Below are 26,963 nucleotides of genomic sequence, written 5' to 3' on the forward strand. Positions count from 1 at the left end.
AGGTTTCAAATCCTTTGCGCCTTATTATTTTATGCGATTGTATGAAACTAGTCTTTCTTTTTTCTTAGAAATGAAAACAAACCACTGTTGTTTTTAAGCGCTGCTTTTTTACTCAGGGCTGGCTGAAAACCAGGATCATTTTCCAGAATACGGTCGATGATTTTTTTGCAGGCGCTCACGTCTCCTTTTCCTTCCTGGGCCAGTGCCATCGTGAAATGAAATGTAGAGGACTCGGCATCCCAGCTCCAGTTCATGCTTTTATAGATCTCTGTGCATTGGTTGCAATACAACAGGCTGTTGTCATGATCATGCAGACCCAGATATGCTTCTGCCAGGTACGCATATACGCCGCAACGGTTGTTGGGTGAATTATCAGACTCGTCGCCTTTAGCCATGATCTCCAGCGTTTGCAACATATCCTGGATAGCGGCGGTGTATCTCTCCAGCTTCAGTGCGGCCTTGCCTCGGAAATAATAGATCTTCATCTGCGAAACCAGTGGTAAACGCTGGATACCGCCTATGGATATACGATTATTGACAGCGCCGATACAGTGTTCGTATTGGGCATTATCAAAGTACAGGTACATCAGGTTAAAGTAGGCATCGCTGTCATCCGGCTTTTCTTCCAGGTGTTTTTCCAGCGCCTGTATGCGTTCGCTGAGATCGTCCTGGCTGTTGGTTTTGATGAAAGCCCTGCCGGTTTTGATACGGTCTATGTTGTAGATGATGATATCTTTTTCTTCTTTCTCCAGTTCTTCCATATCTACGGCAATCCATTCCTCATATTCAGCCAGTATCTTATTGTACAGCGTGAGGGCCTCATCGAAACGTTCCAGGGTAGTGAGGTCTTCGATGACGCGTTCGTGAATAGACACGTAATATACCAGCGGAAGGGTAGAGATAAAATTGCTCAGGATCAGTTGACGGTCTGCTACGGCTTCCGCATATTTTCCCAGCTGATGAAAAGCATCGGCTCTGGACTCCAGCTGTTCCCAGAAAGGTGACATGTTGTAACCAACACTGTGCACATGGATGGCTTCTTCGTAGGAGCCCAGCTCAAACAGGGTGATGCCGTAGTTGTTGCAGCACATCGCAAAATGGTGCGGGTGGCCGGCATAGGAAGAACCGGTATTTTCATACCAGTAAGGGTAATATAGAGAAAATGCTTTCTGGTAGAGAAATTTTTTCAGTTGTGTTAATGCCTTACGGGCATCTGCATTTTGTTCCTGTTGTATCAGTTCACTACAGATAACACCGGCGGAATACCAGTCATAGGCAATGCTGTAATCCGTGTCGGGCCAGCCTTCGGGGAGTTTGCCCTGTGTTTTGTAATAGGCATAATACCACCGGATGATGCTGGACGGATAAGCCCTGATGGCGATGGCTTTTTCGTAGTAGGGTAATGCTTCGCTGAAACTGCCGATATTAAAGAGGGCAGTGCCGGTGAAGTGATAGAAATAACTCTCTTCAGGGTAAAGGGCAATAAACCGTTTACCGGTGGATATCTGTTCCAGTGTGCCTTCTGCATCATCATCTCCATAAAACTGATTCCAGAAGTCGATAGTGCCCCAGCAATATTCCCTGGCCAGGGCAGAATGACGTACTCCCTGGTCCAGCAATGCTTTTACTTTCTGCAGGATCTTCAACATATCATCATCCCGATGTTCGCCGGCCGTACTCATGATATGCAGCATATCTGCAGCGAAGTCGTAATCTGCCATTTCGAGGGCAAAATGCAACGTGGAAAGTGTCCTGTTGTTGTAAACAGTACATTGGAATGCCTGCCGGTAGTAGTCCAGCGCTACGGGTTTGTTATCGTTGTGATAGTATACGTCGCCGATGCGGGTATAACACTGGAATTTGGCCACGTTTAACTGAGGCAGGTCGTCCTGATAAAGGGAGTGATAAATTTCCAGGCTTCTGTGGATATCTTCCAGTGCTTTATCGGTTTCATTTTCCAATACCCATATCTGAAAACGGTACAGCAGCGCCCTGGTGATCAGTTCTTCATCGCCACTATCCATGATGATCTGACAGTCACTAAGTGTTTCAGCTGTTTTATCACCCATCACATTGGCGCCCATATAAGCACGATGTACACGGGCTTGTATATGCTGAGGATTATATTCCAGCGCTTTGCTGAATGCTTCGTAAGCGGTGTGATATTCTGCTATCATCTCATCCCTTTCATCCTCAGCCTTGGCTATTTCCAGTTTACATAAACCCATCAGATGCCATGCGGCTGCTTCAGCCGGATGCTCCTCCAGGTATGCTTCAAGCTGAATGATTGCTACCGTATATGCCTGTTCATTATATAGCCTTTCCAGTTCTTCCAGATTCATAACACCAAATGATTAGAACGTGCAATTTATTAATATTGAAGCAGGTTATTCAGCACCGGTAAATAATTTCTGGATATTAAAAACGTTTATATATATTTATTGGGTTCTGAATGTAGCGAAGGTAGTGTGTAACCCGCTGTTGACAGGTAATACGGGAATGCCTGACAGCACTATGCCCCCGTTTTTGTTATATGAAATTTTATGCTGGCCCTATGCCTTCACTGATGGATGCGTATTGTACCTGATATTAAATCTATAAAAAGACTGGTTACAAGGAATTTCAACAATAATCATCGCTGTTGACTGACAACAGCTAAATTATATCTTAACAATAATTATCATCCGGCCATGCAATTCTTTGCAAGGCCTTTTTTGTGTTATGACTTCAGCGTGTATTGGATGGTATGCTCCAGAATGCCTTTGAGGAGCTGGTTGAGCTCATGCAGGCTATTGGGCTTGGTGATAAAATAAGCCGCCCCCAGTTCGCGGGTCTCTCTTTTATCAGATTCGTGGGAGGAAGTGGTGTAGATAATAACCGGGATATGTTTGAGATGCTCAATCTGGCGTATTTCGGCGAGGAATTGTTTCCCGTTTATGCGGGGCATATTCAGATCCAGGAAGATGAGATCCGGAACAAGGCCGTTTCCCAGCCTCTCCAGGGCATCTTCACCGTTGATGGCTTCATTGTAAATAATATCCGGCACCAGTTCTTTTAGTACATCGCCAAATATCATCCTGTCATCTATATCATCATCAACTAAAAGTACGGAGGTATATTTACAACTGCTCACCATATGATATTTAGAATAAAGACAAATTTAGGATTTTGTTGTTATTTTCTTAGCATTATCCTGTAATGATCTTGCTCCAGGTACGCGGTTTGCAGGGCTATTTACCCGTAATCTTATTCCTATAAAAAAAAAATAAACGAGCTCAGGCGCATGAAGAAATTTTTTATGCAACTGCCCTTACCCAGGAAATTGTTCCTGATTGCGATTGTTCCGCTGGTATGCCTTATTTATTTCGGAGTTCAGATATTCGATAAACAAAACGCTGATATCCGTAGTATCGACAACCTGCTGCAGGATGTTAACACCGCAACTGCCATGATGAAGATTTCAGATGAGATACATCTGGAACGTCGCTATAGTGTGAACTACGCTTTGGGTAATAATGTCCTCAACGACCTGTTGATGCAAAGGGCCAAAACCGACCTTGCGATTGATGCTGTAAAAAGTAAACTGCTGGCTGCTGATAGCCAGTTTTTTACCTATTCACTGCTCAATACCCTGCCTAAAAAGAGAAAAGATATTGATCAAAAAAGCATGCCTCAGCGGGAAGTACTGGATTATTATTCCAACCTGATCTTCCGCCTGAACAACCTGGCCCGTATCAATACCCCCGATATTGCCATTCTGAAATCCCTGCAGCAGGACCTTAACGCCCAATACCTGCTGGCACAGATGGCCGCTTATCAGGGCCTGATCCGCATGGACATCTATTATTTTATTCTCAAAAAGGAAGTATGGCCCGATGATTTTTCACGTATCGAAAACAACAGCGATATGTATTCCTCGCTACGGGCCGAATTCCTCGATAAAGCTTCACCCGCTACCGCCGATATCCTTCGGCAGATGGAAAAGAGAAGTGAGTTTATCATTACCACCGACTTTATCGCGAATACTATCCATAGCAAAAAAATTGATACCCTCTTTAATGCAGACTCCTGGTGGGATAATTCCAGCATGTCGGTAGATTTGCTGAAACAGCTGCAGCGCTCTATTGTAGAAAAGGTGGGCAAAGATGCAAGGAGCATTTCAAAAAATGAAAATGACCTCAAAACAAAATACCTCATATTCCTCGTACTCGTTGTGGCGTTGGTGGTGGCATTTGTTGGCTTTACCATCAAAACTATCACCGGAAGCCTGGACAAGCTTAGGAATGCTGCTGGAAAAATAGCCCGGGGCATCAGCGGCGTAGATCCCGGCATCCATACCAAAGACGCTATCGGCAGCCTGGCTCAGTCATTTACAGAAATAGATAAAACAGGACAGGAACTGGCCACGGCAGCAGATAATATCGGTAAAGGCAATTTTAATATCGATGTTCAGCCCCGTAGTGCTGAAGACCTGCTGGGCAACGCCGTGGTGAAGATGGCAGCAGACCTGAAAATATTCCGTCAGGAGAATGAAAAAACAATATGGATACAAGCCGGCCTTAACAGTATCAACGAGACACTGCTCGCAGAACGGGACCTGGAATCGCTTACCCACGACGCGTTGGCAGAACTGGTAAAATATACCGGCGCACAAACAGGCGTGTTGTATATCCGTCAAAATGGAGATCTGCATTTTTCTGCAGGCCATGCCTTGTCTGACCAATATCCGGCGCCATCTGTGATTGCCATAGGTAAAACGCTGATTGGACAGGCATTGAAACAAAGAGAACCGATTTACCTTAAAGACGCACCGGATAAATTCCTGCATATTGCTGGTGGCACCGCTGCTGCACAACCCGGATATGTCATGATCATACCACTGATCCATGCCGGTATTGCAGAAGGAGTGGTGGAAATAGGCTCGCTGTTTCCTTTCACTGAAAGTGGACTCAGTTATCTGAAACAGGCATCTGTCAGCATTGCGGTAGCTATACAAAGTACACGCAGCCGCACAAGGCTGCAGGAGTTGCTGGAAGAAACCCAGTCACAGGCTGAAGAGCTCCAGGTACAGCACAGCGAACTGGAAGGGCTCAACGTAGAACTGGAAGCACAGACGCAGAAACTGCAGGTGTCTGAAGAAGAACTGAAAGTACAGCAGGAAGAACTGATGCAATCCAATGCTGAACTGGAGGAGAGGACCCGCATGCTGGAAGAGAAAAACCAGATCATTGTAGAACGTAATCTTGAAATTCATAGAAAAGCAGAAGAGCTGGCACTCAGTACCAAATACAAATCCGAGTTCCTGGCTAATATGTCGCATGAGTTGCGTACACCACTAAATTCTATTTTGTTGTTGTCAAGGCTGCTCTCAGAAAACCATGACCATAACCTGAGCAACGACCAGATAGAATATGCGCAAGTAATCAATTCATCCGGCAAAGGTCTGCTGACGCTGATCGATGAGATACTGGACCTGTCGAAGATAGAATCCGGTAAAATGGAGCTGGAGTATCACGAAGTATATGTGGGGGATATTCTATCCAACATGCAGGCGCTGTTTGAGCCTATCGCCCGTGATAAGGGGCTGGTGCTGAACCTGGTCGTTGCACCGGGACTGCAGCAGGCTATTGAAACAGATCAGATAAGGCTGGAACAGATACTGAAAAACCTGCTTTCCAACGCGCTTAAATTTACGGCCAAAGGCTCGGTAACTCTGTCTGTACAGGCAGGAGAAGTGCCCGGTACCGTGCGTTTTATTGTGAAAGATACAGGCATCGGTATCCCACGCGAAAAACAACAGGTGATCTTCGAAGCCTTCCAACAGGCAGATGGCTCTACCCGCCGCAAGTATGGCGGTACAGGCCTGGGGCTGTCTATCAGCCGCGAGCTGGCCAAACTACTGGGCGGACATATCTCCCTGCATAGTAGTGAACAGGAAGGCAGTGAGTTTGTGATAACGATACCGGCTACACGAAAAGTGATATCTGTTGTCCCTTTGCCTGCACCGGTAACGCCACAGGAACCGGCTGTGGTTGAAGAAGAACCGGCTCATGGGCCCTACCTCTCTACCCGCATCCCTGCTGATATACAAGATGACCGTGATATGGTAAAACCCGGTGATGCGGTTATTCTCATCGTGGAAGATGATACCTACTTCGCTAAAGCCCTGCTCGAATTTACGCGTCAGCGTGGCTATAAAGGTGTAGTGACTGTACGGGGTGATATGGCCGGGGAGCTGGCTCGTAAATATAAGCCTATAGGGATTCTGCTGGATATAGAACTACCAGTGAAGGATGGTTGGCAGGTCATGGAAGAATTGAAAAATGATCCCGTCACCCGTCCGATACCGGTACATATCATGTCTTCCATGGAAGCTAAAAAGGAAAGCCTCCTGAAAGGTGCAGTGGACTTTATCAGCAAACCAGTTACGATGGAAAGTATGCAGCTGATTTTTGAAAAGATGGAGTTTGTGTTGCAACGTTCCACTAAAAAAGTGCTGATACTGGAAGAGAATGCCAAACATGCCAAAGCACTGGCTTACTTTCTCAGCAACTATCAGGTGAATTCTGAAATCAGCAATACCGTTCAGGAAGGAGTGGAATTGCTGCAGCACCAGGATGTGGATTGTGTAATTCTGGATATGGGCATACCTGACCAGCAGGCTTATGAAGCGCTGGAAACAGTGAAGGAGATCAAAGGACTGGAAAATCTGCCTATCATCATCTTTACCGGTAAAAGTCTTTCGCGTGCAGAAGAACAACGGATACGGCAGTACGCAGATTCTATTGTGGTGAAAACGGCCCATTCCTATCAGCGTATGCTCGATGAAGTATCACTGTTTTTGCATCTGGTATCTGAAAACAGCCAGCAGGTGATGCCTATGGTAAATGGAAAAATGTCGTTGCTTAATGAAGTGCTGAAAGATAAAACCGTATTGATTGCAGATGATGATGTACGTAATATCTTCTCGCTGACAAAGGCGTTGGAGAAACACCAGATGAAGGTGCTTTCTGCTGTTGATGGAAAAGAAGCCCTGCAGCAATTGAGTGAACATCCGGTAGATATTGTGCTGATGGACATGATGATGCCTGAGATGGATGGTTACGATGCGATTGCTGCTATCCGCAGAGAGCCGTCGCTGGCGCAACTGCCAGTAATAGCAGTAACGGCCAAAGCCATGATGGGGGACCGGGAAAAATGCCTGAAGGCAGGAGCTTCTGACTATATCTCCAAACCAGTAGATGTAGATCAGCTGATTTCGTTACTACGGGTATGGTTATACGATAAAGGCATGAAATAATATGGAGCAGAAAAAAGTATTAATCATTGATGACGATGCGCGGAATATTTTCGCGCTCAAAGCAGTGTTACGTTCCAGAGGTATTTCCTGTATATCCGCTTCCTCCGGGGCTGAAGGCCTGGAGCTGCTGGCAGGAGAGCACCAGGTAGGGGTAGTACTGATGGATATTATGATGCCTGATATGGATGGTTACGAAACGATAGCCGCCTTGCGCGCCCAGGCTCCTAATAGCAGGCTGCCTATTATAGCGGTGACTGCCCAGGCCATGGTGGGCGACCGGGAAAAATGTCTGCAGGCGGGCGCCGATAATTATATTTCAAAACCTGTTGATGTAGATGTGCTGTTGTCGCAGATACAACAATATTTAGCTGATTAACAAGTGACCAGAAATCACATAAGTGAAAGAGAAGTAAGTATGTTGCTGAATGATGTGTTGGAGCGCTACGGATACGATTTTACCGGGTATGCTCCTGCCTCCATCAACAGGCGGGTGAATCATCTTTTTCAAGCCGACCGTTTTCCCAGTTTCGCGGAATTCCGCTACCGCATTATGTCTGATCCGGACTATGCGCTTCGTTTTGTGGAAGAGATTACTGTAAATGTTACGGAGATGTTCCGTGATCCGCAGTTCTACTATACTCTCCGGCGGGAAGTATTGCCGGTGCTGGCCACTTATCCGTTGATCCGGGTATGGCATGCGGGCTGCTCTACCGGAGAAGAAGTGTATTCATTTGCGATTTTGCTGAAGGAAGCCAACCTGCTGCACAAATCAGTCATCTATGCCACAGACCTAAATACCAGCGTATTGGAGAAGGGAAGAACCGGCATCTTTCCCATTTCGCAAATGCAGCAATACTCCCGCAACTACATGGAGGCCGGCGGATTGCATGATTTCTCTTCCTATTATACAGCTAATTATGAATATGCTAAATTCAGAAAAGACCTGGGCGAGAAGATCATCTTCTCTCCTCATAATCTTGTCACAGATGGTTCTTTTAATGAGTTTCAGCTGATCATCTGTAGAAATGTGTTGATTTATTTCAGTAAAACCCTACAGGATAAAGTCTTGCGCCTGTTTTGTGACAGCCTGGAGCCATTGGGTTTCCTGGCACTGGGGAGTAAGGAAACGCTTAGCTTCACAAGTGTGGCCAGCCAGTTCAGACAATTGGACAGCAAGGAAAAAATCTGGCGCAAACATCACCTGTAATAAAGTAGTACCCTTATGTCTACGGCTTCCCGCCTTGTATTAATAGGAGGTTCTGCAGGAGGGCTGCAGGCCATCCTTACGTTGTTGCCCGGCCTGATGCCACAGCTTGCCGCTGCAGTAGTGATTGTATTGCACCGGCAAAATCATTATGATTCTATGCTGACAGAGCTGTTATCGGCTAAAACGCAGCTGACTGTTAAGGAAGCTGAAGAAAAAGAAACACTGCTGCCGGGCACCATCTATATCGCGCCGGCAGACTACCACCTGTTGCTGGAAACAGACCATACCTTTTCACTGGATTATTCGGAGAAAGTGAATTTCAGCCGTCCCAGCATTGATGTTACATTCTCATCGGCAGCCCTGGCTTATGGGCGGCAGGTGGCCGCCATCCTGCTTTCCGGGGCTAATACAGACGGTGCAGAAGGACTGATGGATGTACATGACGCCGGTGGTATTACCATCGTACAAGATCCCGATACGGCTGCGGTAGATGTAATGCCCAGGCAGGCCATTCTTACTGCCCCTGTAGACCATATCCTGCCTGCCACCGCCATGGCTGCTTTTATTAACAGCTTTGCCGGTATGATGGCCAGTTGAGGTATGGTTATTGAAAAATATACCTTGCGTAATATCTTTAGTGTATGATTCTGATTGTTGACGATAAGCCAGAGAATATTTTATCCATTAGGAAAACGTTGGAGCTGTATAAGTTTGAAGTGGATACCGCTTTGTCGGGTGAAGAGGCGTTGAGAAAAATACTTAAAAACAGCTACACGCTGATTATCCTGGACGTGCAAATGCCCAGTATGGATGGCTTTGAGGTGGCAGAAGCTATTTCCGGCTACAGCAAAGCAAAAGACATCCCTATCATTTTCCTCAGCGCTGTCAACAAAGAAAAACGTTTTATCGTAAAAGGTTACGACTCCGGCGGAATTGATTATCTCACCAAACCTGTAGATCCTGATGTATTGTTGATGAAGGTGAAAACTTTTTCCCGGCTGTATCAACAGTCACAGGAACTGAAACAAATACACCAGTCATTACAGGAAGAAGTGGAAGTGCGCAAACTGGCTCAGGCAGCCCTGAGTGAAAAAGTGAACGAGCTGCATACCACACTGGAAGCATTGCCACAGATAGCCTTCACCGTTACCACAGACGGACAGATAGAATATGTCAACCGCAATTGGTACAAGTATGCAGATAATATGCAGCAGCTGCCGGAAACGCTGTCTGGTGGCGATTCCATGCGGCAATGCCTGGAACAAACGCTTCGCGCTGGCCTGCCGCTTGAAAAGGAAGTATATCTGAAAGACAGAACAGACAACTCCTACCGCTGTCATCTCCTGCGCATCACACCCGTAAAGGAAGGTCCCGAAATCGTAAAGTGGATTGGTACCTTCACCGATATTGCCCTGCAGAAGCAGGCCAATGAAATACTCGAACTGAAAGTAAAAGAAAGAACGGAAGAACTGATAGAGATCAACAAATCACTGGAAGCCAGTAACCATGATCTGCAACAATTTGCCTCCGTTGCCTCTCATGACCTGAAGGAGCCGCTCCGCAAAATCCAGCTGTTTGGTGCTATTGTGCGTGACCGGTTTCTGCAAACAGATCCCAATGCCATGTCCTATATGGAAAGGATCGTAGGCTCTTCCGAACGAATGGCAAGACTGATCAATGATCTGCTGAATTATTCCCGCCTGTCTGCTGCAAGCATATACGAAATGACAGACCTTAATGTGGTGGTGCAAGAGATTATCAGTGATCTGGAACTGGCTATCACAGAAAAGAATGCTGTGGTACATGTGGAAAAATTACCCCATATTGAAGCTGTTCCTGGGCAGATCCGGCAGGTGTTCCAGAATATCATCAGTAATGCCCTGAAATTTTCCCATAACGACCGTACACCAGAAATCCATATTTCAGCGGATAGGGTAGCTACCAGTGCGGCAGACAGTGCTGTGGATGAAAATGGAAACTATTGCCGCATCACCGTCCGCGACAATGGCATCGGCTTCAACGAAAAATACCTGTCCAAGATATTTACTATCTTTCAGCGTCTGCATAACGCTGATCTGTACGAAGGCACCGGCATCGGCCTGGCTATCGCCAAAAAAGTAATTGATAAACATCAGGGAATCATCACAGCCACCAGTGTGGAAGGAGAGGGGACATCCTTTATCATGGTGTTACCGGTAAAACAAACGAAAACGCCCAACATAATCTCATAACCCATAACTCTATTTCATTTTAAACCTATACTTTCATGAAAAGAATTGTATGCATGCTGCTGCTATTGGCAGCCTTTACTACTGCTGTCCAGGCTCAGACTACTTCCCCAACAAGAACCTATTGGACCAATATTCAGATTCCCGGTTATACAGATGATGCTACGGGTGTCAATTATCTTATTTTGCATAGATCTTACGACAATGTGCCGATGGATGGTTATTTTGTGATGGGAAAAATTTCCGCCATTAGAGGGCACATAGGAGCGTGGAACCGTAAATGGACGATCGAAGTAAACACTGCTTCTGCCCACAAGTCCGACCGGGGAAGCCTGATCTGTTATAACGAACCTGCCCAGTTGGTGACGTTGAGGTATAATGGCGTTAAATATCTGGCTGTTTCTATTCAAAATAGTTCTACTCTGACAGAGTTTTCATTTACTGGATACATACAATATCCAGCGTTTGAAATCGTGAAGGAATCACAGGTATCAGAGGTCGCACTTTTCAGAAGTGGAGATCCTGTTACGATAGCAGGTAATCTGGTGGTAGATGATAATGGCAGTAAAATCCCCACCGGCGATGATTTGTCCATGAATGCCGTTATTGTCAATACTTCCAAATCGGGAGCAATTACTGTTGCTGCCCCTACCACGCAGGAGTCTATATTTGCGGGCCATCATATGACCTTTTTCTCTCCCAATTTTCAGGGTGGCATGGGTATTTCCATCGGACAGCATAACAGCGGCTTTATACAGGCTTTTTCCAATACCACCGAAAACGGGAGTTTGTTCCTCAATCCCAACGGTGGCGGTGTGGGTATTGGCGTACATGATACCAAAGGTTACCGGTTGGCTGTTGCCGGCAGTATGATTGCTGAAAGGGTAGTGGTGAAGAATTACCAGAACTGGCCGGATTTTGTGTTTGCGAAAAACTACCAGCTCCCTTCTTTACAGGAAGTCGAAGCATATGTCAATACACATCAGCATTTGCCGGGTATTCCATCTGCAGCTGCTGTAAAGGAAAAAGGTATTGATCTGGAAGAGATGAACAGTAAGTTGTTGCAAAAAGTAGAGGAACTGACGTTGTATCTTATTCAGCTGGACAAGGAGAATAAGGAATTAAAAGCCGAAGTAAAAGCGATCCGTTCAGCGCTTCAAAAGTGACCAAAATAGCCCCGGACTTCAGTCCTGGGGCACCCAAATAAAAAAAAACCGCGCATTGCGCGGTTTTTTTTTATTTGGGTGGAGGATAGCGGGCTCGAACCGCTCACCTCAAACATGCCATGCTTGCGCTCTACCAGATGAGCTAATCCCCCATGTCATTTTCCCTTTCGGGATTGCAAAGATATATTATTTTCGTGAATTGCAAATTTTTTACACAAAATCTTTAAAAATTCCTTCCACAGTCTCCTTTAATTCCTTTAGCAACAAGGGTTTTCGTAATAATTTAATGACCAGTGGATTGGCGTTGGTACGGGTAATATCACCATAATCCAGGGAAGAAGATACCATTACGATATGGCATTGCGATTTGATTTTCTGCGGATAGGTATCGAATGCCTGTAAAAATTCGAAGCCGTCCATTTCGGGCATCTGAATATCCAGCAGTATGATAGTGGGTGGTATTCTGGGAAGGGCAATGTTGGAAGATAAGAATTCCAGTGCTTTGTTGGCATTTACAAATGAAAGTACCGTTCTGCTGATTTGTTGAAAGGTGATCAACTTCTCATGCAGCAATAAATCAATCTCATTGTCATCTATCAATATGACACGCAGGTCAGGTATCGAATTCATTTCTGTTGGGGATGGTAATTTCAAATTGAGTGCCTTCGCCGTATTTGGACTCTACATTAATAGTACCGCCAATTTTACTTAAGGCTTCTTTCACAATGTATAAACCAATTCCGCTGCCAGGCTTGTTGTTGTTTTTGGAGCGGAAAAACATTTTAAAGATATTGTTCAGATGCTCAGTGAGGATACCAATACCATTGTCCCGGATAGAGATGGTGGCTTTGTGTGGCTCTACTTTCACAGAGAGATTGACCATCGGCTCGGCTTCGTCCGGCTTCTGGTATTTAACAGCGTTGGAAATAAGATTGTTTAAAATAACGCTGATCCGGAAGGTGTCGCCCCTGAATTCGGCCACCTGATCTACCTGGGTATGGAACCGGATAGCGGTATTCTGTGGTTGGAAGGCGGTAATACAGTCATTGAGCAGGGTGGTGAAATCGATTCTTTCGTATTCTATTTCCAGCCTGGAATTACGGTAGTACTCAATGATTTTCTGGATAAAGCCGTCGAGTTTCAGTACACAGGACTCTACCATGTTGACGTAGCCATTAGGGTCTACAACTGAATTATCGAGCCTTGAGAGATTGATAATGCCCAATACAGACATCAGCGGGGAACGCAGGTCGTGGGAGGTGGAATAGATAAACCGGTTCAGTTCATCATTGGTTTTCTCCAGTTCCGTAATTTTTTCTTTCAGCTGCCTGCGGGTATGATAGATTTCATATGCGTTGTTGATGGTTTTATGCAGCTCATTTTCATCCCAGGGTTTTTTGATATAGGAGAAAATATGCCCCTTGTTAATGGCATCAATGATATCATCCACATCAGTATAGCCAGTCAGCAGAATACGCATGGGATCCGGAAGGGTGTCTTTTATTTCATTGAAGAACTCCACCCCGGTAGATACTGGCATTTTCTGGTCCGCTATGATGACATGTACCATGATCTCTTTCAGCAACTGTTTGCCTTCCTGCGCAGAATTGGCCGTATATATCTCATAACTTCTGCGAAAGCTGGCCTTAAATGCATTCAGATTATGGACCTCATCATCGATATACAGTATTCTAATGCGGTTTTCTTTCATCAAAGGGCGTTATGGTTAAGATTGATGATTAACTATGTTAAGAGGTAAATATATAATAAATTCTGCTCCTTCTCCCGGGGTGGAATTTACAATGATCTTACCCCTGTGTTTCTCTATAATGCTGAAAACGATGGACAGTCCAAGTCCTGTGCCTTCCCCTACATCCTTGGTTGTAAAGAACGGGTCGAAGATTTTCTTTTGTACTGCTTCAGACATGCCAATACCAGTGTCTTTGATACAGATGGTGATAAAACCATTTTCCTGCCCGGTGGTAATGGAGATAGATTCATTATGCTGCTCTTTTTTGCTTTTGATGGCATTGAGAGAATTGGTAAAAACATTCATAAACACCTGGTTGACTTTCCCTGCATAACATTCTATTTTAGGCAGCTCCGTATAATTTTTAATGATGCTGACATGGGGAGGAATACCGTTTCTGAGCAATACCAGCGTGGAATCGATCCCTTCGTGGATATCAATGGATTTTACTTCACTTTCATCGAGTCGGCTGAAAGTACGGAGTCCTTTCACAATTTCGGCAGTCCGTGCAGCGCCGTCTTCAATGCCTTTGATAAGGGAAGATATTTCTTCGTGTATATAGTCGATATCTATTTCTTTCTTGAACTGTTCGATGGATTTCAGATCCTGGCTGATGTCTGTACTGCTGGCCAGCTGGTCGTAGCGGGTCAGCAGGTCTTTTAGGTCAGCAATGTCCAGCTTCAGTGGTTTGATGTTGGAGGTGACGAAGTTGATAGGGTTGTTGATTTCGTGGGCAATACCGGCAGTCAGCTGACCGAGAGATGCCATTTTCTCCTTTTCCACCAGCCTTGTCTGCGTGTCTTTCAGGTTGGTGAGCGCGATGTTGAGGTCGCGGTTACTGTTTTGCAGTTCTTCCGTCCTTTCCTGCACTTTGGCTTCCAGGATAATATTCTGTTCTTTTACCAGTTGTTCGTTTTCTTTGGAGATCTCCAAGGCAATGGCCTGTGAGGCTTCTTTTTCTGCCTTGAAGGTATTGATTTTGTCTGCCAGGGCGAAAGACAGGAGGATGACTTCAATTGCGGACCCGATCACAATGATATGGCTGGTAAAGATATTATAGGGGATGATGCCCACATCTTTAAGCACAAAACAGATGATGGCCAGAATAAACACGGTCCATGCCAGTACAAATATTTTCGCGGTCCTTGAACGTTTGACCGCCTGCATGATGGCAAACAACAGGATAAAACTTACGCCGGTGATAGCCAGAAAATCAATCAGAGCGTAGGCAATAGAGAAAAATCCTAGCAATGATAACACGATGGTGCTGGAATATACGATTATAAACAGTGTCAGTATGCGATTGGCCCAGGGTGCTTTTTCCTTTACATGAAGGAAGCTCCGCACAAATATCAGCACTGAGATACCTGAAAGTGCTCCTGCCCACAGTACACTTTGTTCGGTGATATATAGATTTTCATGCCAGAAGAAGCGGTAGCCGAATCCGTGAAGGCAGATCTGAGCCAGCCCTACAGAGGCGATATAGAGGATGTAGTAAAAATAACTCCAGTCTTTTACAGAAAAGAAAATGAAGATATTGTAGAATATCATAACGAGGATGATGCCGATATAGATAGAGAGCAACAGGTCATCGTTGTACAGTTTATTGTAGGTTTCCCGCGCAGTGCCGATGTATATGGGGATCAGAATGGCTTCGCGGCTTTGGATGCGCACATAAAATGTCTGAGACCCGCCGGAAGGGATGTTGATATTATACACAAAGTTCTGGTGGTTGACCGGTCTGTTTTTAAAAGGCCGTAGTTCTCCACCGGGGATCACATGGTATTGGTTATGCTGATCAGGGTAGTAGAGGTCGATCAGGTCCAGTATGGGATAGGTGACATTAAACATCAGCTCCGGCCGGCTGGTATTGTTTCTGACAGTTAACCGCAGCCAGATGGCATCTTTGGTGAGCCCGAAGTTGGGTATCTGTTTTTGCAGCTTCTGAAAGGCTGCCGAATTCTTAACTTCCTGGAAAGCCATTTCCCCGGCGGGGTCCAGCAGATATTCCAATTGGCCGTATTCTGCCAGTTGGATGGGATGTTTGGGAGTGATATCGATGGTATCTGCCCAAACAGGTACCCAGTGGACCGTTACTAACAGTAACAGGCATACGAATTTGCAAAATGCCGGTCTGATCAGAAGTCGCATGTCGTTATTATCGGATCATTTTTCTTGGTTAAAAATCAGTTCAAGGTCTACATAATAGCGGCCTGAGGAAATATCCCCGTTGAGGGCTATTTCCCGGCACACATGGGCGATGGCGGCACCGCCCAGCATAACTGCCGAGGCCAGTTGGGGCCAGGTAGTAATACTTTTGCCTATTTCTTTCAGGGATTCCTGCATTTTGGTTGACATGGCGCTGATGTTGACGATATTATCAACCAGCTGCATTCTTTCAGGGCCCTGCATATTCCGGATTTCTTCTATTGTAAGCTGCTCCGGAATACGTCCATGCAATATAGGTAAATCAGCGTGCAGATCAAATCGTTCTATATCAATCATTCCTCTGTCACTGGTGTCCATGACTACTGGTATTTGCAGTTCTCTGGCTTTCTGACGACTAAGGATCTTAATGTCCAGGCTGTCACATTCTTCTACCAGAATGTCGAGTTTGCCCCCTTCGGTAAGGAAAGTGTCGATATTATTGTCGTCGATGCCATTATCATAACAGTGTACCGTCAGAAAAGGATCAATTTCGGCAATTTCCCGCGCCACCAGTACGGTTTTAAGGATGCCTACATTGTGTATGCCGGTACGGATACGGTTCATATTACTTAGATCAAGCTGATCGAAGTCGGCTATACGAAGTTCTCCGCACAGTCTTTCAATAGCCAGTGCCAGTGCTACCGACTGGCCTACAGAGAGGCCGATAACACCGATCTTCCTGGTTTGCAGGGTTTCTCTTTCTGCTTCGGTGATCTTATGTTGGTTGCGACTGGTCCGCAGGTATATAAATTCTGCTTCATCCAGAATATGTACCACACGGCAGGACCAGGGATAATAAACCCATACACCATAAGCAGCAGGCGTTATACCTCCCAGGTGGGCGGCTATATGTTCAGCGATGGCTGTTTCTGATAATCTTTCTGTTGGATGATGCAGACGGATCAGTTCTGCCAGTTGGGATTGTATTTCATCAAACACCCGGATAGCGGGGTTTTGCCGGAGCAGCTGAGTGAGGGATTCCAGCTGTGTGGGGTCCTGTATCCTGAAAAATTCTACTTCTCTTTCTGTTGCTCGTTGTTTGCTCGTTGTAATAGCATCTACTAGTACGTTGTTCATTGTTAATATTGTTTATGGCTACCTGAATAACGGCAGGTCACTCATAGCTGCCGACATGATCCGCAGATCATAATCAACCTGCATTTCACCCTTGGGGCCTTTTTCTACAATCGTTTGCACCGGATTGTTGCGTAAACTCATCATTCTTTCCTTATCCTCAGGATGTGCACTCTTCAGTTCCAACGGATCATTCAGTATCAGGGCCGTAGCAATCAGGTCTTCCTTTGGATAATAAAAAGTGCCCTGGTTGCCGATATTCGTCATAATCTGGTATCCGGTCCGTATACTGTTCCGGAAAGTGGTTTGTGCACAGAAGCCCAGGAACGTGGTAACAGGCAATTGATCCAATACGGCATTGACAACCCTGAAAAGCACAATACTACCAATTCCCCAACCGGCTACTTCCCGAGAATTCCATAAACCACAAAATTCACCTGTACCACCGGCCGCTGCCAGGTCCTTCACAATACCATAAATCCGTGGGTCCATATTGTTGATCGCAGATTCTATCGGCAGGGGAACACTCCCCCCGGCCAGCTGTATCCGGCAACCACCGTACATCTTGGTATAATCATCATTACTTACGGTAATGATATAAGTATAAGGCTCATACATCCAGTCAACATTGGCAGACGTAACTTTTGTTACACCGTAGGCTTCCAGCACTTTACGATGCCCTGCAATGTACTGCAAACATTCTTCCGGATATTCTATAGCCTTGAATACTCTTACCTTAAGCATGTACGGGAATGCTTTTAAAATTTAATTCGTTAAAAGGTAGCTGGGTCAGATGGCCCTTCCAATAAATGGTTTTATGTAAGCACTGTCAGCAAAAAGGCTACCGATTTATCCATTAACAATGCTATTACGTCAGGTAAAATCAGCATAATATTGTTGGCCAATATGACAGGGGATTGCATCTCTCTCCGCGGTTAGCATCGCCAGGGATAAATAGTTCCATTTTTTGAAAAAGATTAAAAAGCTCTACTTCTTCACATGAAGGTAATGGTAAAATAGTATTATTTCCAGAATTTCCCATAAAGAATGTCCCGTTTTTTGAATAAATGTCAACTTGGCAGCGGATGTTATCCTGGTACTCAACGGTATAGATATCTGCAAATAAAGCGTGGATTATTTCCTGCATTGCATTGGTGTAAATTTTGCTGCTGGTTATTCCCTTAAAAAGTAGATTTGTACTCATCCTTTATATAAACCAAACTTCAATTCTTGCCATATGAACAAAAGAGAATTCATAAAGCTGACCAGCCTTGCTGGTGTAGCTGCCCTCAGCGGCCCCCTCAGTAGTCTGGCCGTTCCCGTTACTACCGCGAAAACCAGTCTCAACGACCCTAAGGCGCCCTTCGTTGTACCTCCGCTGACTTACGCTTATGATGCACTGGAACCATACATCGACAAAACGACTATGGAACTGCACCATGATAAACACCATGGCGCATACGTTAAAAATCTGAACGATGCGGTGAACGGAACACCCTTCGCTTCCCTTACCCTGGAAGAAATTCTCCATAAGGTAACAGATAAAGACAAAGCAATCCGCAACAACGGTGGCGGTCACTACAACCACTCCCTGTTCTGGACATTACTGTCACCTAAAAAAACAACTCCCTCCGATAAACTGAAAGCTGCCATCAACAGCAGCTTCGGCTCCTGGGAAAAATTCCAGGAAAAATTCAACGACGCCGCCAAAACCCAGTTCGGATCCGGATGGGCATGGCTCATCATCAGCCCTGACAAAAAACTCTCCATCATCAACACTCCCAACCAGGATAACCCACTCATGCACAATATTGTTAAGGAAAGAGGTACACCCATTCTCGCCCTCGACGTATGGGAACATGCCTACTACCTTAAATACCAGAACAGACGCCCTGATTATATCAACGCATTCTGGAACGTGGTAAACTGGGATGAAGTGAATAAAAAACTGTAACAGCGATAAATGCTGATAAATACTGATGCTCCTGATGGAGCATTGATAAAAGCGAAGAAACCATTGATCATATCAATGGTTTCTTCGCTTTTATCAATGTAGAATTATACAATCTTCGCTCCATCAGGAGCATCAGTATTTATCAGCATTCATCACAGTTGTTTTCGTTTCATAAACACAAACCCATTCTTTTCCCCGATCACTTCCAGGTTGGGGTGATGTATGTACTCCTCACTATCTGTGATACGGCAGATGAAATACGCAGGTTTGTCTATCTGTCCGTTGAGCAACCAGTCGGTATTATAATAGTTTTTATTGGTATGGGGCTGTTCCCGCGTGTAATAATGCTGGGCATAACTGTGATACCCCAACGCTTTTACATATACGTCTTTGCCTTGCAGGGAGATAAAGAAATCGATGGCGGCGCCCTGTGAGTAACGTTCTACTTTAGGTACAAAATGTACGACGGTAACCTGTATCACCAGAATGGTGCTCACGAAAAGGCAAATGAGGCCTTTGCTGGTTTTACGTTTGATCAGCAGGATGGCGCTGATGATCACCAGCAGTACATAGGCAAGGCCGTAGCCGGCTTCAGCCGCTGACCAGGGAACCTGCGCCTGCAGATTAGCCACCGCAAATTTATCGCCGATGTAGGGGATGAGCATGTCTTTATATACACCTACCAGCGGCAACGCGGCAATAGCGATGCCCAGTACAATACCGATAAACAGCAGCAGGGCAATATTCCAGCCACGCATCCGTATCCTGCCTTCCGCCAGTTTGTACACCTGGTAAGCCGCCAGGAAAGACAACGGAAAATAACAAAGGGAAGAATAGTGGACGATCTTGGTTTTTACGATGGAAAACAGGATCAGCACTACCCAGAAAAGTACCCACATCCACACCTTAAAGTCTTTTTGTTCGGTAGCAGCAGGTTTGCTGTAAATCGATTTTTTCCTACCGCTGATATAAGTAAAGAGGAAGATGCTGGCAGGGAAACAGCCAATGATCAACACAATCCAGTGATAGAGGAAAGGGCCGCCATGACCCGCATCTTCGGTGGTGAGCAGGCGGATCTGGTAAGCCACAAACTCGTTGACAAACCACCAGCCATGGGCCAGTATTTCATAACCAAACCAAAGCAGTGTGGTGATGGAAGCAAACAGCGCAATCAGTCCGAGATGCGCCAGTTTGATACCGATCCTGAATTTGTTCCAAAGGAAATATACCAGCAGAGCCAGCATAGATACCAGTATGGCTACCGGCCCTTTGGTGAGTACGGCCAGTCCCAGGAAAAAACCACTAAGCATGGCCATCCGGTATGACTTGGCGCTATAGGCGATACGATAGGCGAAATAGATCGCCAGGAATATGAAGAAGTTAAAAGTAGGGTCGATAATACCTGATTTGAAATAAAAATGAGGAAGCCAGGAGCCGGCATACACCAGTGCCCACCACATTCCCATTTTTTCGTCTACCAGTTTTTTGCCGATGGCAAATAAGCTGATCAGTGTGGCAATGCCAATGATGGCATTCGGTAAACGGGCAGCGAAATCGTTAACCCCAAAGAGTAACATGCTACCGGCCTGCATCCATATAAACAGTGGTGGTTTCTCCCAGAATGGTCGGAAATCAATTTGTACCTGACTATAGTTATGGCTGACAATCATCTCCCGGGCTGCCTCGGCAAAGTTTATCTCATCCCAGTCAAAAAGGTGAACAGCGCCCAGAAAAGGAATGAATAGCAGGCCCGCTACAAGGGCAATCAACAGGTATTTCATTATAACAGTTTATATAAAGTAAGCATTGGTTCGGTAGCAATAAAAAAGAGCAAAGTCCGCAAAGGTGCTGATCTTTGCGAACTTTGCTCCTTTGAAAAACTTTTCGGGATTTACGCGGCGTTGGCGTTGACCATCGCTTCTGCACAAACTTCTGGAGAAGTGGCGGAATCACGGAACCTGAAGAAACCAAATACAATAATGGTGCTCAGGGTACCCACAATACTACCAACATAAACATCTGCAAAGAAATGTTGTGCCAGGTAGATGCGGGAATATGCAGCCGTCAGTGCCAGTATAATAAACAGTAAGCCCAGCTTTTTATTACGCAGGAATACTGAGAGAAAACTAAACATGGCAAAGGCCACGGCAGAGTGCCCGGAAGGAAAACTGCAGCTGCTGTGTACTGTCACCCATTTAACGGTGTGTACCAATGTGGCAGCTTCATCTCCAAAATAGCTGATAGGCCTTGGTGCATTAAAATAATGTTTGGCTACCTGCACTACTGCAGCTGCCAAAAGGAATACTCCCAGTCCGATAAAAAATACCCTGAACTTCTGCATGATCAGCATCAGCAACAGGATTAAACCGAACATAATTCCATCACCGAGATACGTGATCCCGGTAACAACAACATCACCAAACGCTGAGTGTTCCCCGTTGATACCAAGAAATAACTCACGTTGACTGTAGGTGGCCAGCATTACTCCTCCTACTATGATCCACAGTAGGAAGGGCAGAAAGAAATATGCATTCTTTCTGAACAGTGTAAACAGCGTTTTCAATTCTGTAGGTTTTAAATTGTAGGTTGCTTTTTAGACTTAATTTTTTGCAAGAACTTTTTTACCTTCTGGTATATGCGAAAATAAAATTCTTTATTGAATAAGTTGGAATCATTCATGGCTTTATAAATTAAAAAGCCGGCAATAGGCAACAGCACGATGTTCGAGAGCCACATCCCTGACCACGTGAACATCACACCGCTGCGGGCCATCTTTTCCCCGATCATAAAAAAGATGTTAAAGATCACAAAAAAGATCACGGCAAATACCAGCGGTGTTCCCAGACCACCCTTACGGATAATGGAACCCAACGGAGCTCCGATGAGGAACATCACCACACAGGCTGCCGCGAGGGTGAACTTACGCTGCCATTCCACTTTATGCATTAATATAACGCTGTGTTTCTCAGAATATTCTTTGGTAGGGGCATCCAATGACCCCAAAGTTTCCCGGACACTCTGCTCAGCCCTGTCCAGCACGGCACGGCGGTTTTTTTCAGGAATGATGTTTTCAAACTCCTTTACTTTCAGCGGGGGGGCAGTAGCCGCCCAGGCGCTGTCTTTCCAGCGGAAGAAAGGGAAACGTACCGTCACGTAGGCGTTGACGGTTTTACCGAAAATCGTTTGGGCTTTTTCCAATGAGTCGATGGCCACATCCAGCTGTCTGACGTTGAGCATCTGCTGGTTGGAGGCAAACAGATCCATATTGAGACGGTTGAAGGCAAATGAACTCAGGTCAAAGGCTTTACTGTATTTTTTGAAGCCCAGGCGGATCATGTCGCCGGGAACGGTATAACCGCGGTTGCCTCTCTCTTCATAACGCCAGCCGTTTTCCAGGATAAAATACAGGAAACGTTTGTTGGCAGTGAGCACCATTTGCCCCTTTTCAGCGAGGATAACCTTATCTCCGCCACCAGACTGGTTATCGAAGATCATCACCTGGTGAATGGTCTGGTTGTCTTTATCTTTCTGGGCCACCTTGATGGTATAGCCTGGAATATCGCGGTAGAAAACGCCGGCCTTGATATTGAAGGCTGGCTTGGAGTTGGTGATATCGTACAGCAGGGATTTGGCCTGCAGGTTGGCCACCGGGATCACATAGTTGGCAAACAGGAATGCCAGAAAGCCGATGATACTACATACCACCATCAGTGGCCGGATAAAGCGGAGCAGGGATATGCCGGATGATTTGAGGGCTACCAGCTCAAAACTTTCTCCGAGGTTACCGAAAGTCATGATGGAAGAGAGTAGCACGGCCAGCGGGAGGGCCAGTGTCACGAGCGTGGCGCTGGTATAGGCGATGAGCTGAATGATCACCACCGTGTCCAGTCCTTTTCCTACCAGGTCGTCTACATATTTCCAGAGGAACTGCATTACCAGTACAAAAAGGGTCACAAAGAAGGTTGCCACAAAGGGCCCCAGGAATGTTTTAATAATTAATTTATCGAGTTTCTTCACTGATAATGCCTGATTTTATTTTGATTTCCTCTCCTCAAGTTCCCGCAAAGGAGCAGATGGAGCAGGGGCAAAGATAATCTTTCCGCTTCTTTGCTTACTTTGCTTCTGTGCCGGAGCACTTTATTTCTTTGCTTGCCTTGCTTTTTTGCGAAGGTAAAGTTAGTATGATTTCACAAAGGAGTGTTAAAGCAGACCTGAAAATACCGTTAAATTATATGGAAAATTTGTATTTGACTGCAGAGGAAGCGGAGATTGTTTTTTCGCCGAGGGTGATAGAATTGAAAAACAAGGCGATAGAGAAGGTGATGTTATTGATGGGCCGGTTACAGCAGGCGCTGGCGGCCTGGGATGCGGCAACTGATTTCCCTTTTGAGGAAGTGTGGCTGCGGCAGGGACCCAAAATCTCGAAGGGGGAGCAGTATAAGTCGCTACCCTGGGTGATGTTGGATTATCCGCGGTATTTCAGCAAAACAGATGTCTTTGCCTTCCGGAGCATGTTCTGGTGGGGGCATTATTTTAGTTGTACCCTGCACCTGGCGGGTACGGTCAAAAAGAGGTTTGAAGGACCACTGGCGGAGGCATATGCGCAATTGGCTGTTGCCGGTTTTTGCGTATACCTGCCGGAAGATGATCCCTGGGAACATGATTTTGAAGAAGGAAATTACCAAGCCATAGGCGATATGTGTTTTGAAGACTGGAAAAGGCTGGTCAGCCGGCAAAGTTTTATTAAACTGGCAAAACCGTTTGGACTGGAGCGTTGGGGAGAAGTTATCACGGATATAGTGGAAGCTTATGCTACCCTGCTTAATGTTCTGAACGTTAAAGAAGGAAGTTAGTTTCCGATGCGATGGAACAAATCTTTCACCTGAGATTCCCAAAGCTGACTCTGGTCTTTGATTTCTCTCTTATCGGCGAAGTCTTTTACAACCAAAATGGTCATATTTGTCACTTCTGAAATCTGTATCCGGAATTCAAAAAACTCTTCTCTCGGAGCATGGAGCCAGTGGAACCTGATAAATTCATCTTCCTCCTGTTCCAGTATTTCTGCTTCTTCAGAACTGCCATTCCAGGAAAAGGAAAATACATTGTCCCTGTAATCTACCTTGTCTGCAAACCATTCCTGCAAGCCTGCAGGGGTTGACAGGAATTCGTAAAGGATACCAGGGGAGCACCTAACCGGGAATTCCAACTCATAAAGCACTTTCTTAGACATCTCTCAAATAATTAGTAAATCAATATCATCTAGTTGCAATTATAGAAAATATTTTATTCTGTCAAAATAATTTACTGTTTTTTTTTAATTAATCTGAAGATTATATGATCACTTGAATTATTTTACAAATATTATATTTTTTTATAATATAAAAAATGCATATATGGGAAATAACTGCGTTTTGCCGTATGGGCAGCGGGTTTCATGAAAAAATATTAAGTCTTAAAGATCAATCGATTTTATTTGGAAATGATTTAAAAACGACAGATTTTTTTTGGCCGGCATCTAAAAAAAGTTATTTTTGTCAGGCATTCATCAAATCTTAACTTTTTCTTAACCTGTAACTGTTCCGACTCTATGTCAATGCGCCAACTTAAAATCACTAAGTCCATTACCAACAGGGAGTCTCAGTCCCTGGAGAAGTACCTGCAGGAGATTGGGAAAGTGGATTTAATTACGCCGGAAGAAGAGGTAAATCTCGCTATCCGTATCAAGCAAGGCGATCAGAGAGCGTTGGAAAAGCTGACAAAAGCTAACCTCCGCTTTGTGGTGTCCGTTGCGAAACAGTATCAGAACCAGGGTCTGTCTCTCAGCGACCTGATCAACGAGGGTAACCTCGGGTTAATTAAAGCTGCCCAACGTTTTGATGAAACACGCGGTTTTAAATTCATTTCCTACGCCGTTTGGTGGATCCGTCAATCCATCCTCCAGGCACTGGCAGAACAGTCCAGGATCGTACGCCTGCCGCTCAACAAAGTAGGGCTCAGCAACAAGATCAGCAAGGCCTATTCCCAGCTGGAACAGGAATTTGAAAGAGAACCATCTCCTGATGAACTGGCTACCATTCTCGAAATCAACACAGACGAAGTAGAAGCTACCCTCGGTGTAGCCGCCCGTCACGTGTCTATGGACGCTCCTTTCATCGACGGAGAAGACAACTCCCTGCTCGACGTGCTCGAAAATCCGAACGCTGTCAGCGCCGATGAAGAACTGGACCACCACGATTCACTTCGCCGTGAAATCGAACGCTCCCTGTCCACCCTCACCGACCGTCAGAAAGATGTGATCATGCTGTACTTCGGCATCGCCGTAGAACACCCCATGTCACTCGAAGACATCGGCGAAAAATTTGGCCTCACCCGTGAAAGAGTACGCCAGATCAAGGATAAAGCTATCACCAAACTCAGGACCACCTCCAGAAGCAAACTGCTCCGGAACTACCTGGGATAAGTATTATTACGAATTAGGTTTTGTTGGATATAAACGCTTTGGCGGAGACAGGAGCAACAGCTCCCGGTCTCCGCTTTTTTTGTTTGCAGGGGGCGCATGCCCGGAATCGGTAACTTTTAACAACATTGTCAACATTCTCAACAATTCGCAACATTCGTCGATAACTTAGCTCAACATTCGCAACATTCGTAACTTATTCTCACCCAAAAACAATACTTTTGCAGTCCGTTTAAAATATCAACAATGTTTGAATCATTATCAGAGAGATTAGATTCCGCGTTTAAGCAGCTTAAAGGGGAAGGACGTATCAGTGAGATCAATATTGCCTCTACCGTTAAGGAAATCCGCCGTGCACTGGTGGATGCGGACGTGAACTATAAAATAGCCAAGGAATTTACTGATAAAGTAAAAGACAAAGCCCTCGGTGAGAAGGTACTGACCGCCATCTCTCCCGGACAGCTCATGGTAAAGATCGTGAAAGACGAACTGGCCGAGCTGATGGGTGGCACTGAGGCAGAAATTGATATCAAAACAAACCCTTCCATTATACTCATCGCTGGTTTACAAGGTTCTGGTAAAACTACCTTCTCCGGTAAACTGGCCAACTTCCTCAAAACCAAAAAAGGTAAAAAACCTTTGCTGGTAGCTGCCGATATCTACCGTCCTGCTGCGATCGATCAGCTGAAAGTGCTGGGCGAACAGATAGGCGTGGAAGTGTATAATGAGCCAGAGAATAAAAACGCCGTGCAGATCGCCGAAAACGCGGTCAAACACGCCAAAGCCAATGGCAATAACATCATCATCATCGATACCGCCGGCCGTCTGGCTGTTGATGAAGTGATGATGACCGAAGTGGCCAACGTGAAAAATGCCGTTAAGCCACAGGAAGTACTGTTCGTAGTAGACTCCATGACCGGCCAGGATGCGGTTAATACCGCCAAAGCGTTTAACGACCGCCTGGACTTCACCGGTGTGGTACTCACCAAACTGGACGGTGATACCCGCGGTGGTGCGGCCCTGACTATCCGTTACACCGTGACCAAACCGATCAAGTTTGTGAGCATGGGCGAAAAAATGGATACGCTCGATGTGTTCTACCCTGAACGTATGGCTCAGCGTATCCTCGGCATGGGTGATATCACTACCCTGGTAGAACGTGCACAGGCACAGTTCGACGAGGAGCAGGCCAAGAAGCTCGAAAAGAAGATCCGTCAGAACCAGTTCGATTTTGATGACTTCCGCGAACAGCTGCAGCAGATCAAAAAAATGGGTAACCTGAAAGATCTGATGGGCATGATCCCTGGCGTAGGTAAAGCCATCAAGGATATTGATATCAGTGACGACGCCTTTAAAGGCATCGAAGCGATGATCAACTCCATGACACCGGATGAGCGCGGTAACCCCGACCTCATCGACGGTAGCCGCCGCAAACGCATCGCCAAAGGCGCCGGAAAAAATATCCAGGACGTAAACCAGTTCATGAAACAGTTTGACCAGATGCGTCAGATGATGAAAATGATGAATAAGTTTGGTGCTGGCGGCCGTGGCCTGAAAGGAATGGTTCGTTAACAGGCCCGCGGAAATTTTTTTTGGAAATTTCAATTAAGAGGTTACAT

At 45.6% G+C, this 26,963-nt stretch carries 22 protein-coding genes and 1 tRNA gene; 10 read left to right on the plus strand and 13 right to left on the minus strand.

Features of this window, described 5'->3' with window-relative positions; translation table 11 throughout:
• Positions 1–47 precede the first annotated feature (47 nt).
• Both DF182_RS16060 and DF182_RS16065 read right to left on the minus strand, forming a co-directional pair.
• Positions 48–2,342: a tetratricopeptide repeat protein gene (locus tag DF182_RS16060; RefSeq protein WP_113616649.1), complete on the minus strand. Its 2,295-nt coding sequence runs from the start codon at positions 2,340–2,342 to the stop codon at positions 48–50.
• 377 nt (positions 2,343–2,719) lie between these two features.
• Positions 2,720–3,136, minus strand: coding sequence for a response regulator (locus tag DF182_RS16065; protein WP_113616651.1), 417 nt, complete (start codon positions 3,134–3,136; stop codon positions 2,720–2,722).
• A gap of 147 nt (positions 3,137–3,283) precedes the next feature.
• Between DF182_RS16065 and DF182_RS16070 the strand changes: the two genes are divergently transcribed.
• The 6 genes from DF182_RS16070 to DF182_RS16095 are packed head-to-tail and all read left to right on the plus strand — an operon-like array spanning position 3,284 to position 11,901.
• The gene (locus DF182_RS16070; protein ID WP_113616653.1) at positions 3,284–7,300 is read left to right on the plus strand and encodes a response regulator; all 4,017 of its coding nucleotides are present in this window, start codon (positions 3,284–3,286) and stop codon (positions 7,298–7,300) included.
• Position 7,301: 1 nt separating this feature from the next.
• Positions 7,302–7,676 carry a response regulator gene (locus tag DF182_RS16075; RefSeq protein ID WP_113616656.1) on the plus strand — a complete coding sequence of 125 codons (375 nt, stop codon included), beginning with the start codon at positions 7,302–7,304 and terminating at the stop codon, positions 7,674–7,676.
• Positions 7,677–7,679: 3 nt separating this feature from the next.
• Complete coding sequence (locus DF182_RS16080) at positions 7,680–8,507, plus strand: CheR family methyltransferase (RefSeq protein ID WP_245957458.1); 828 nt, start codon at positions 7,680–7,682, stop codon at positions 8,505–8,507.
• A 15-nt stretch (positions 8,508–8,522) separates the two neighbouring features.
• A complete protein-coding gene (locus DF182_RS16085; RefSeq protein WP_113616659.1) occupies positions 8,523–9,104 on the plus strand; it encodes a chemotaxis protein CheB in 582 nt (193 codons plus the stop codon).
• Positions 9,105–9,148: 44 nt separating this feature from the next.
• Entirely contained in the window at positions 9,149–10,738 is a 1,590-nt protein-coding gene (locus tag DF182_RS16090) for a hybrid sensor histidine kinase/response regulator (protein WP_113616661.1), read from the plus strand.
• Positions 10,739–10,773: 35 nt separating this feature from the next.
• On the plus strand, positions 10,774–11,901 hold the full coding sequence (locus DF182_RS16095) for a hypothetical protein (protein WP_147243448.1): 1,128 nt from the start codon (positions 10,774–10,776) through the stop codon (positions 11,899–11,901).
• 79 nt (positions 11,902–11,980) lie between these two features.
• Here the strand turns inward: DF182_RS16095 and DF182_RS16100 are convergent.
• The 7 genes from DF182_RS16100 to DF182_RS16130 form a co-directional block, all read right to left on the minus strand.
• Positions 11,981–12,053 (minus strand) — tRNA-Ala (locus tag DF182_RS16100).
• Positions 12,054–12,111: 58 nt separating this feature from the next.
• The gene (locus tag DF182_RS16105; protein ID WP_113616664.1) at positions 12,112–12,531 is read right to left on the minus strand and encodes a response regulator; all 420 of its coding nucleotides are present in this window, start codon (positions 12,529–12,531) and stop codon (positions 12,112–12,114) included.
• Positions 12,515–13,612, minus strand: a complete 1,098-nt coding sequence (locus DF182_RS16110; RefSeq protein ID WP_113616666.1) for a sensor histidine kinase — start codon at positions 13,610–13,612, stop codon at positions 12,515–12,517. Before DF182_RS16110 ends, DF182_RS16105 begins: the two co-directional genes overlap by 17 nt.
• Before the next feature lie 15 nt (positions 13,613–13,627).
• Positions 13,628–15,802 carry a sensor histidine kinase gene (locus DF182_RS32770; RefSeq protein WP_113616668.1) on the minus strand — a complete coding sequence of 725 codons (2,175 nt, stop codon included), beginning with the start codon at positions 15,800–15,802 and terminating at the stop codon, positions 13,628–13,630.
• A 15-nt stretch (positions 15,803–15,817) separates the two neighbouring features.
• On the minus strand, positions 15,818–16,936 hold the full coding sequence (locus DF182_RS16120; RefSeq protein WP_113616670.1) for a ThiF family adenylyltransferase: 1,119 nt from the start codon (positions 16,934–16,936) through the stop codon (positions 15,818–15,820).
• 18 nt (positions 16,937–16,954) lie between these two features.
• Positions 16,955–17,677 carry a hypothetical protein gene (locus DF182_RS16125; RefSeq protein ID WP_113616672.1) on the minus strand — a complete coding sequence of 241 codons (723 nt, stop codon included), beginning with the start codon at positions 17,675–17,677 and terminating at the stop codon, positions 16,955–16,957.
• 139 nt (positions 17,678–17,816) lie between these two features.
• Positions 17,817–18,137 carry a hypothetical protein gene (locus DF182_RS16130; protein ID WP_113616674.1) on the minus strand — a complete coding sequence of 107 codons (321 nt, stop codon included), beginning with the start codon at positions 18,135–18,137 and terminating at the stop codon, positions 17,817–17,819.
• Between the two features lie 33 nt (positions 18,138–18,170).
• On the opposite strand from DF182_RS16130, the gene DF182_RS16135 reads away from it, so the two are divergent.
• The gene (locus tag DF182_RS16135; protein ID WP_113616676.1) at positions 18,171–18,887 is read left to right on the plus strand and encodes a superoxide dismutase; all 717 of its coding nucleotides are present in this window, start codon (positions 18,171–18,173) and stop codon (positions 18,885–18,887) included.
• Positions 18,888–19,039: 152 nt separating this feature from the next.
• Here DF182_RS16135 and DF182_RS16140 read toward each other — a convergent pair whose 3' ends face one another.
• The 3 genes from DF182_RS16140 to DF182_RS16150 form a co-directional block, all read right to left on the minus strand.
• Positions 19,040–20,668 (minus strand): ArnT family glycosyltransferase, encoded by a 1,629-nt coding sequence (locus DF182_RS16140; RefSeq protein ID WP_113616678.1) that lies wholly within the window; start codon positions 20,666–20,668, stop codon positions 19,040–19,042.
• A 110-nt stretch (positions 20,669–20,778) separates the two neighbouring features.
• Positions 20,779–21,450: a phosphatase PAP2 family protein gene (locus DF182_RS16145; RefSeq protein ID WP_113616680.1), complete on the minus strand. Its 672-nt coding sequence runs from the start codon at positions 21,448–21,450 to the stop codon at positions 20,779–20,781.
• Positions 21,451–21,461: 11 nt separating this feature from the next.
• Positions 21,462–22,904 carry an LptF/LptG family permease gene (locus DF182_RS16150; protein ID WP_113616682.1) on the minus strand — a complete coding sequence of 481 codons (1,443 nt, stop codon included), beginning with the start codon at positions 22,902–22,904 and terminating at the stop codon, positions 21,462–21,464.
• Between the two features lie 215 nt (positions 22,905–23,119).
• Here DF182_RS16150 and DF182_RS16155 point away from each other — a divergent pair, with 215 nt between their 5' ends.
• Complete coding sequence (locus tag DF182_RS16155) at positions 23,120–23,740, plus strand: hypothetical protein (RefSeq protein ID WP_113616684.1); 621 nt, start codon at positions 23,120–23,122, stop codon at positions 23,738–23,740.
• On the opposite strand, the gene DF182_RS16160 is transcribed toward DF182_RS16155, so the two are convergent.
• Positions 23,737–24,117, minus strand: a complete 381-nt coding sequence (locus tag DF182_RS16160; protein WP_113616685.1) for an START-like domain-containing protein — start codon at positions 24,115–24,117, stop codon at positions 23,737–23,739. The two genes, DF182_RS16155 and DF182_RS16160, sit on opposite strands and share 4 nt — an antisense overlap.
• Positions 24,118–24,480: 363 nt before the next feature.
• Here DF182_RS16160 and DF182_RS16165 point away from each other — a divergent pair, with 363 nt between their 5' ends.
• Both DF182_RS16165 and ffh read left to right on the plus strand, forming a co-directional pair.
• Complete coding sequence (locus tag DF182_RS16165) at positions 24,481–25,347, plus strand: sigma-70 family RNA polymerase sigma factor (protein ID WP_078670220.1); 867 nt, start codon at positions 24,481–24,483, stop codon at positions 25,345–25,347.
• 243 nt (positions 25,348–25,590) lie between these two features.
• Entirely contained in the window at positions 25,591–26,916 is a 1,326-nt protein-coding gene (ffh, locus tag DF182_RS16170; protein ID WP_113616686.1) for a signal recognition particle protein, read from the plus strand.
• Positions 26,917–26,963: the final 47 nt, after the last annotated feature.

This window comes from Chitinophaga flava (assembly GCF_003308995.1).
GTDB classification, from domain to species: Bacteria; Bacteroidota; Bacteroidia; order Chitinophagales; family Chitinophagaceae; genus Chitinophaga; species Chitinophaga flava.

Coding starts and splice junctions, on each gene's coding strand:
- DF182_RS16060 (WP_113616649.1), bottom strand. CDS start 2,342: ATGAATCTGGAAGAACTGGAAAGGCTATATAATGAACAGGCATATACG.
- DF182_RS16065 (WP_113616651.1), bottom strand. CDS start 3,136: ATGGTGAGCAGTTGTAAATATACCTCCGTACTTTTAGTTGATGATGAT.
- DF182_RS16070 (WP_113616653.1), top strand. CDS start 3,284: ATGAAGAAATTTTTTATGCAACTGCCCTTACCCAGGAAATTGTTCCTG.
- DF182_RS16075 (WP_113616656.1), top strand. CDS start 7,302: ATGGAGCAGAAAAAAGTATTAATCATTGATGACGATGCGCGGAATATT.
- DF182_RS16085 (WP_113616659.1), top strand. CDS start 8,523: ATGTCTACGGCTTCCCGCCTTGTATTAATAGGAGGTTCTGCAGGAGGG.
- DF182_RS16090 (WP_113616661.1), top strand. CDS start 9,149: ATGATTCTGATTGTTGACGATAAGCCAGAGAATATTTTATCCATTAGG.
- DF182_RS16095 (WP_147243448.1), top strand. CDS start 10,774: ATGAAAAGAATTGTATGCATGCTGCTGCTATTGGCAGCCTTTACTACT.
- DF182_RS16105 (WP_113616664.1), bottom strand. CDS start 12,531: ATGAATTCGATACCTGACCTGCGTGTCATATTGATAGATGACAATGAG.
- DF182_RS16110 (WP_113616666.1), bottom strand. CDS start 13,612: ATGAAAGAAAACCGCATTAGAATACTGTATATCGATGATGAGGTCCAT.
- DF182_RS32770 (WP_113616668.1), bottom strand. CDS start 15,802: ATGCGACTTCTGATCAGACCGGCATTTTGCAAATTCGTATGCCTGTTA.
- DF182_RS16120 (WP_113616670.1), bottom strand. CDS start 16,936: ATGAACAACGTACTAGTAGATGCTATTACAACGAGCAAACAACGAGCA.
- DF182_RS16125 (WP_113616672.1), bottom strand. CDS start 17,677: ATGCTTAAGGTAAGAGTATTCAAGGCTATAGAATATCCGGAAGAATGT.
- DF182_RS16130 (WP_113616674.1), bottom strand. CDS start 18,137: ATGAGTACAAATCTACTTTTTAAGGGAATAACCAGCAGCAAAATTTAC.
- DF182_RS16135 (WP_113616676.1), top strand. CDS start 18,171: ATGAACAAAAGAGAATTCATAAAGCTGACCAGCCTTGCTGGTGTAGCT.
- DF182_RS16140 (WP_113616678.1), bottom strand. CDS start 20,668: ATGAAATACCTGTTGATTGCCCTTGTAGCGGGCCTGCTATTCATTCCT.
- DF182_RS16155 (WP_113616684.1), top strand. CDS start 23,120: ATGGAAAATTTGTATTTGACTGCAGAGGAAGCGGAGATTGTTTTTTCG.
- DF182_RS16160 (WP_113616685.1), bottom strand. CDS start 24,117: ATGTCTAAGAAAGTGCTTTATGAGTTGGAATTCCCGGTTAGGTGCTCC.
- DF182_RS16165 (WP_078670220.1), top strand. CDS start 24,481: ATGCGCCAACTTAAAATCACTAAGTCCATTACCAACAGGGAGTCTCAG.
- ffh (WP_113616686.1), top strand. CDS start 25,591: ATGTTTGAATCATTATCAGAGAGATTAGATTCCGCGTTTAAGCAGCTT.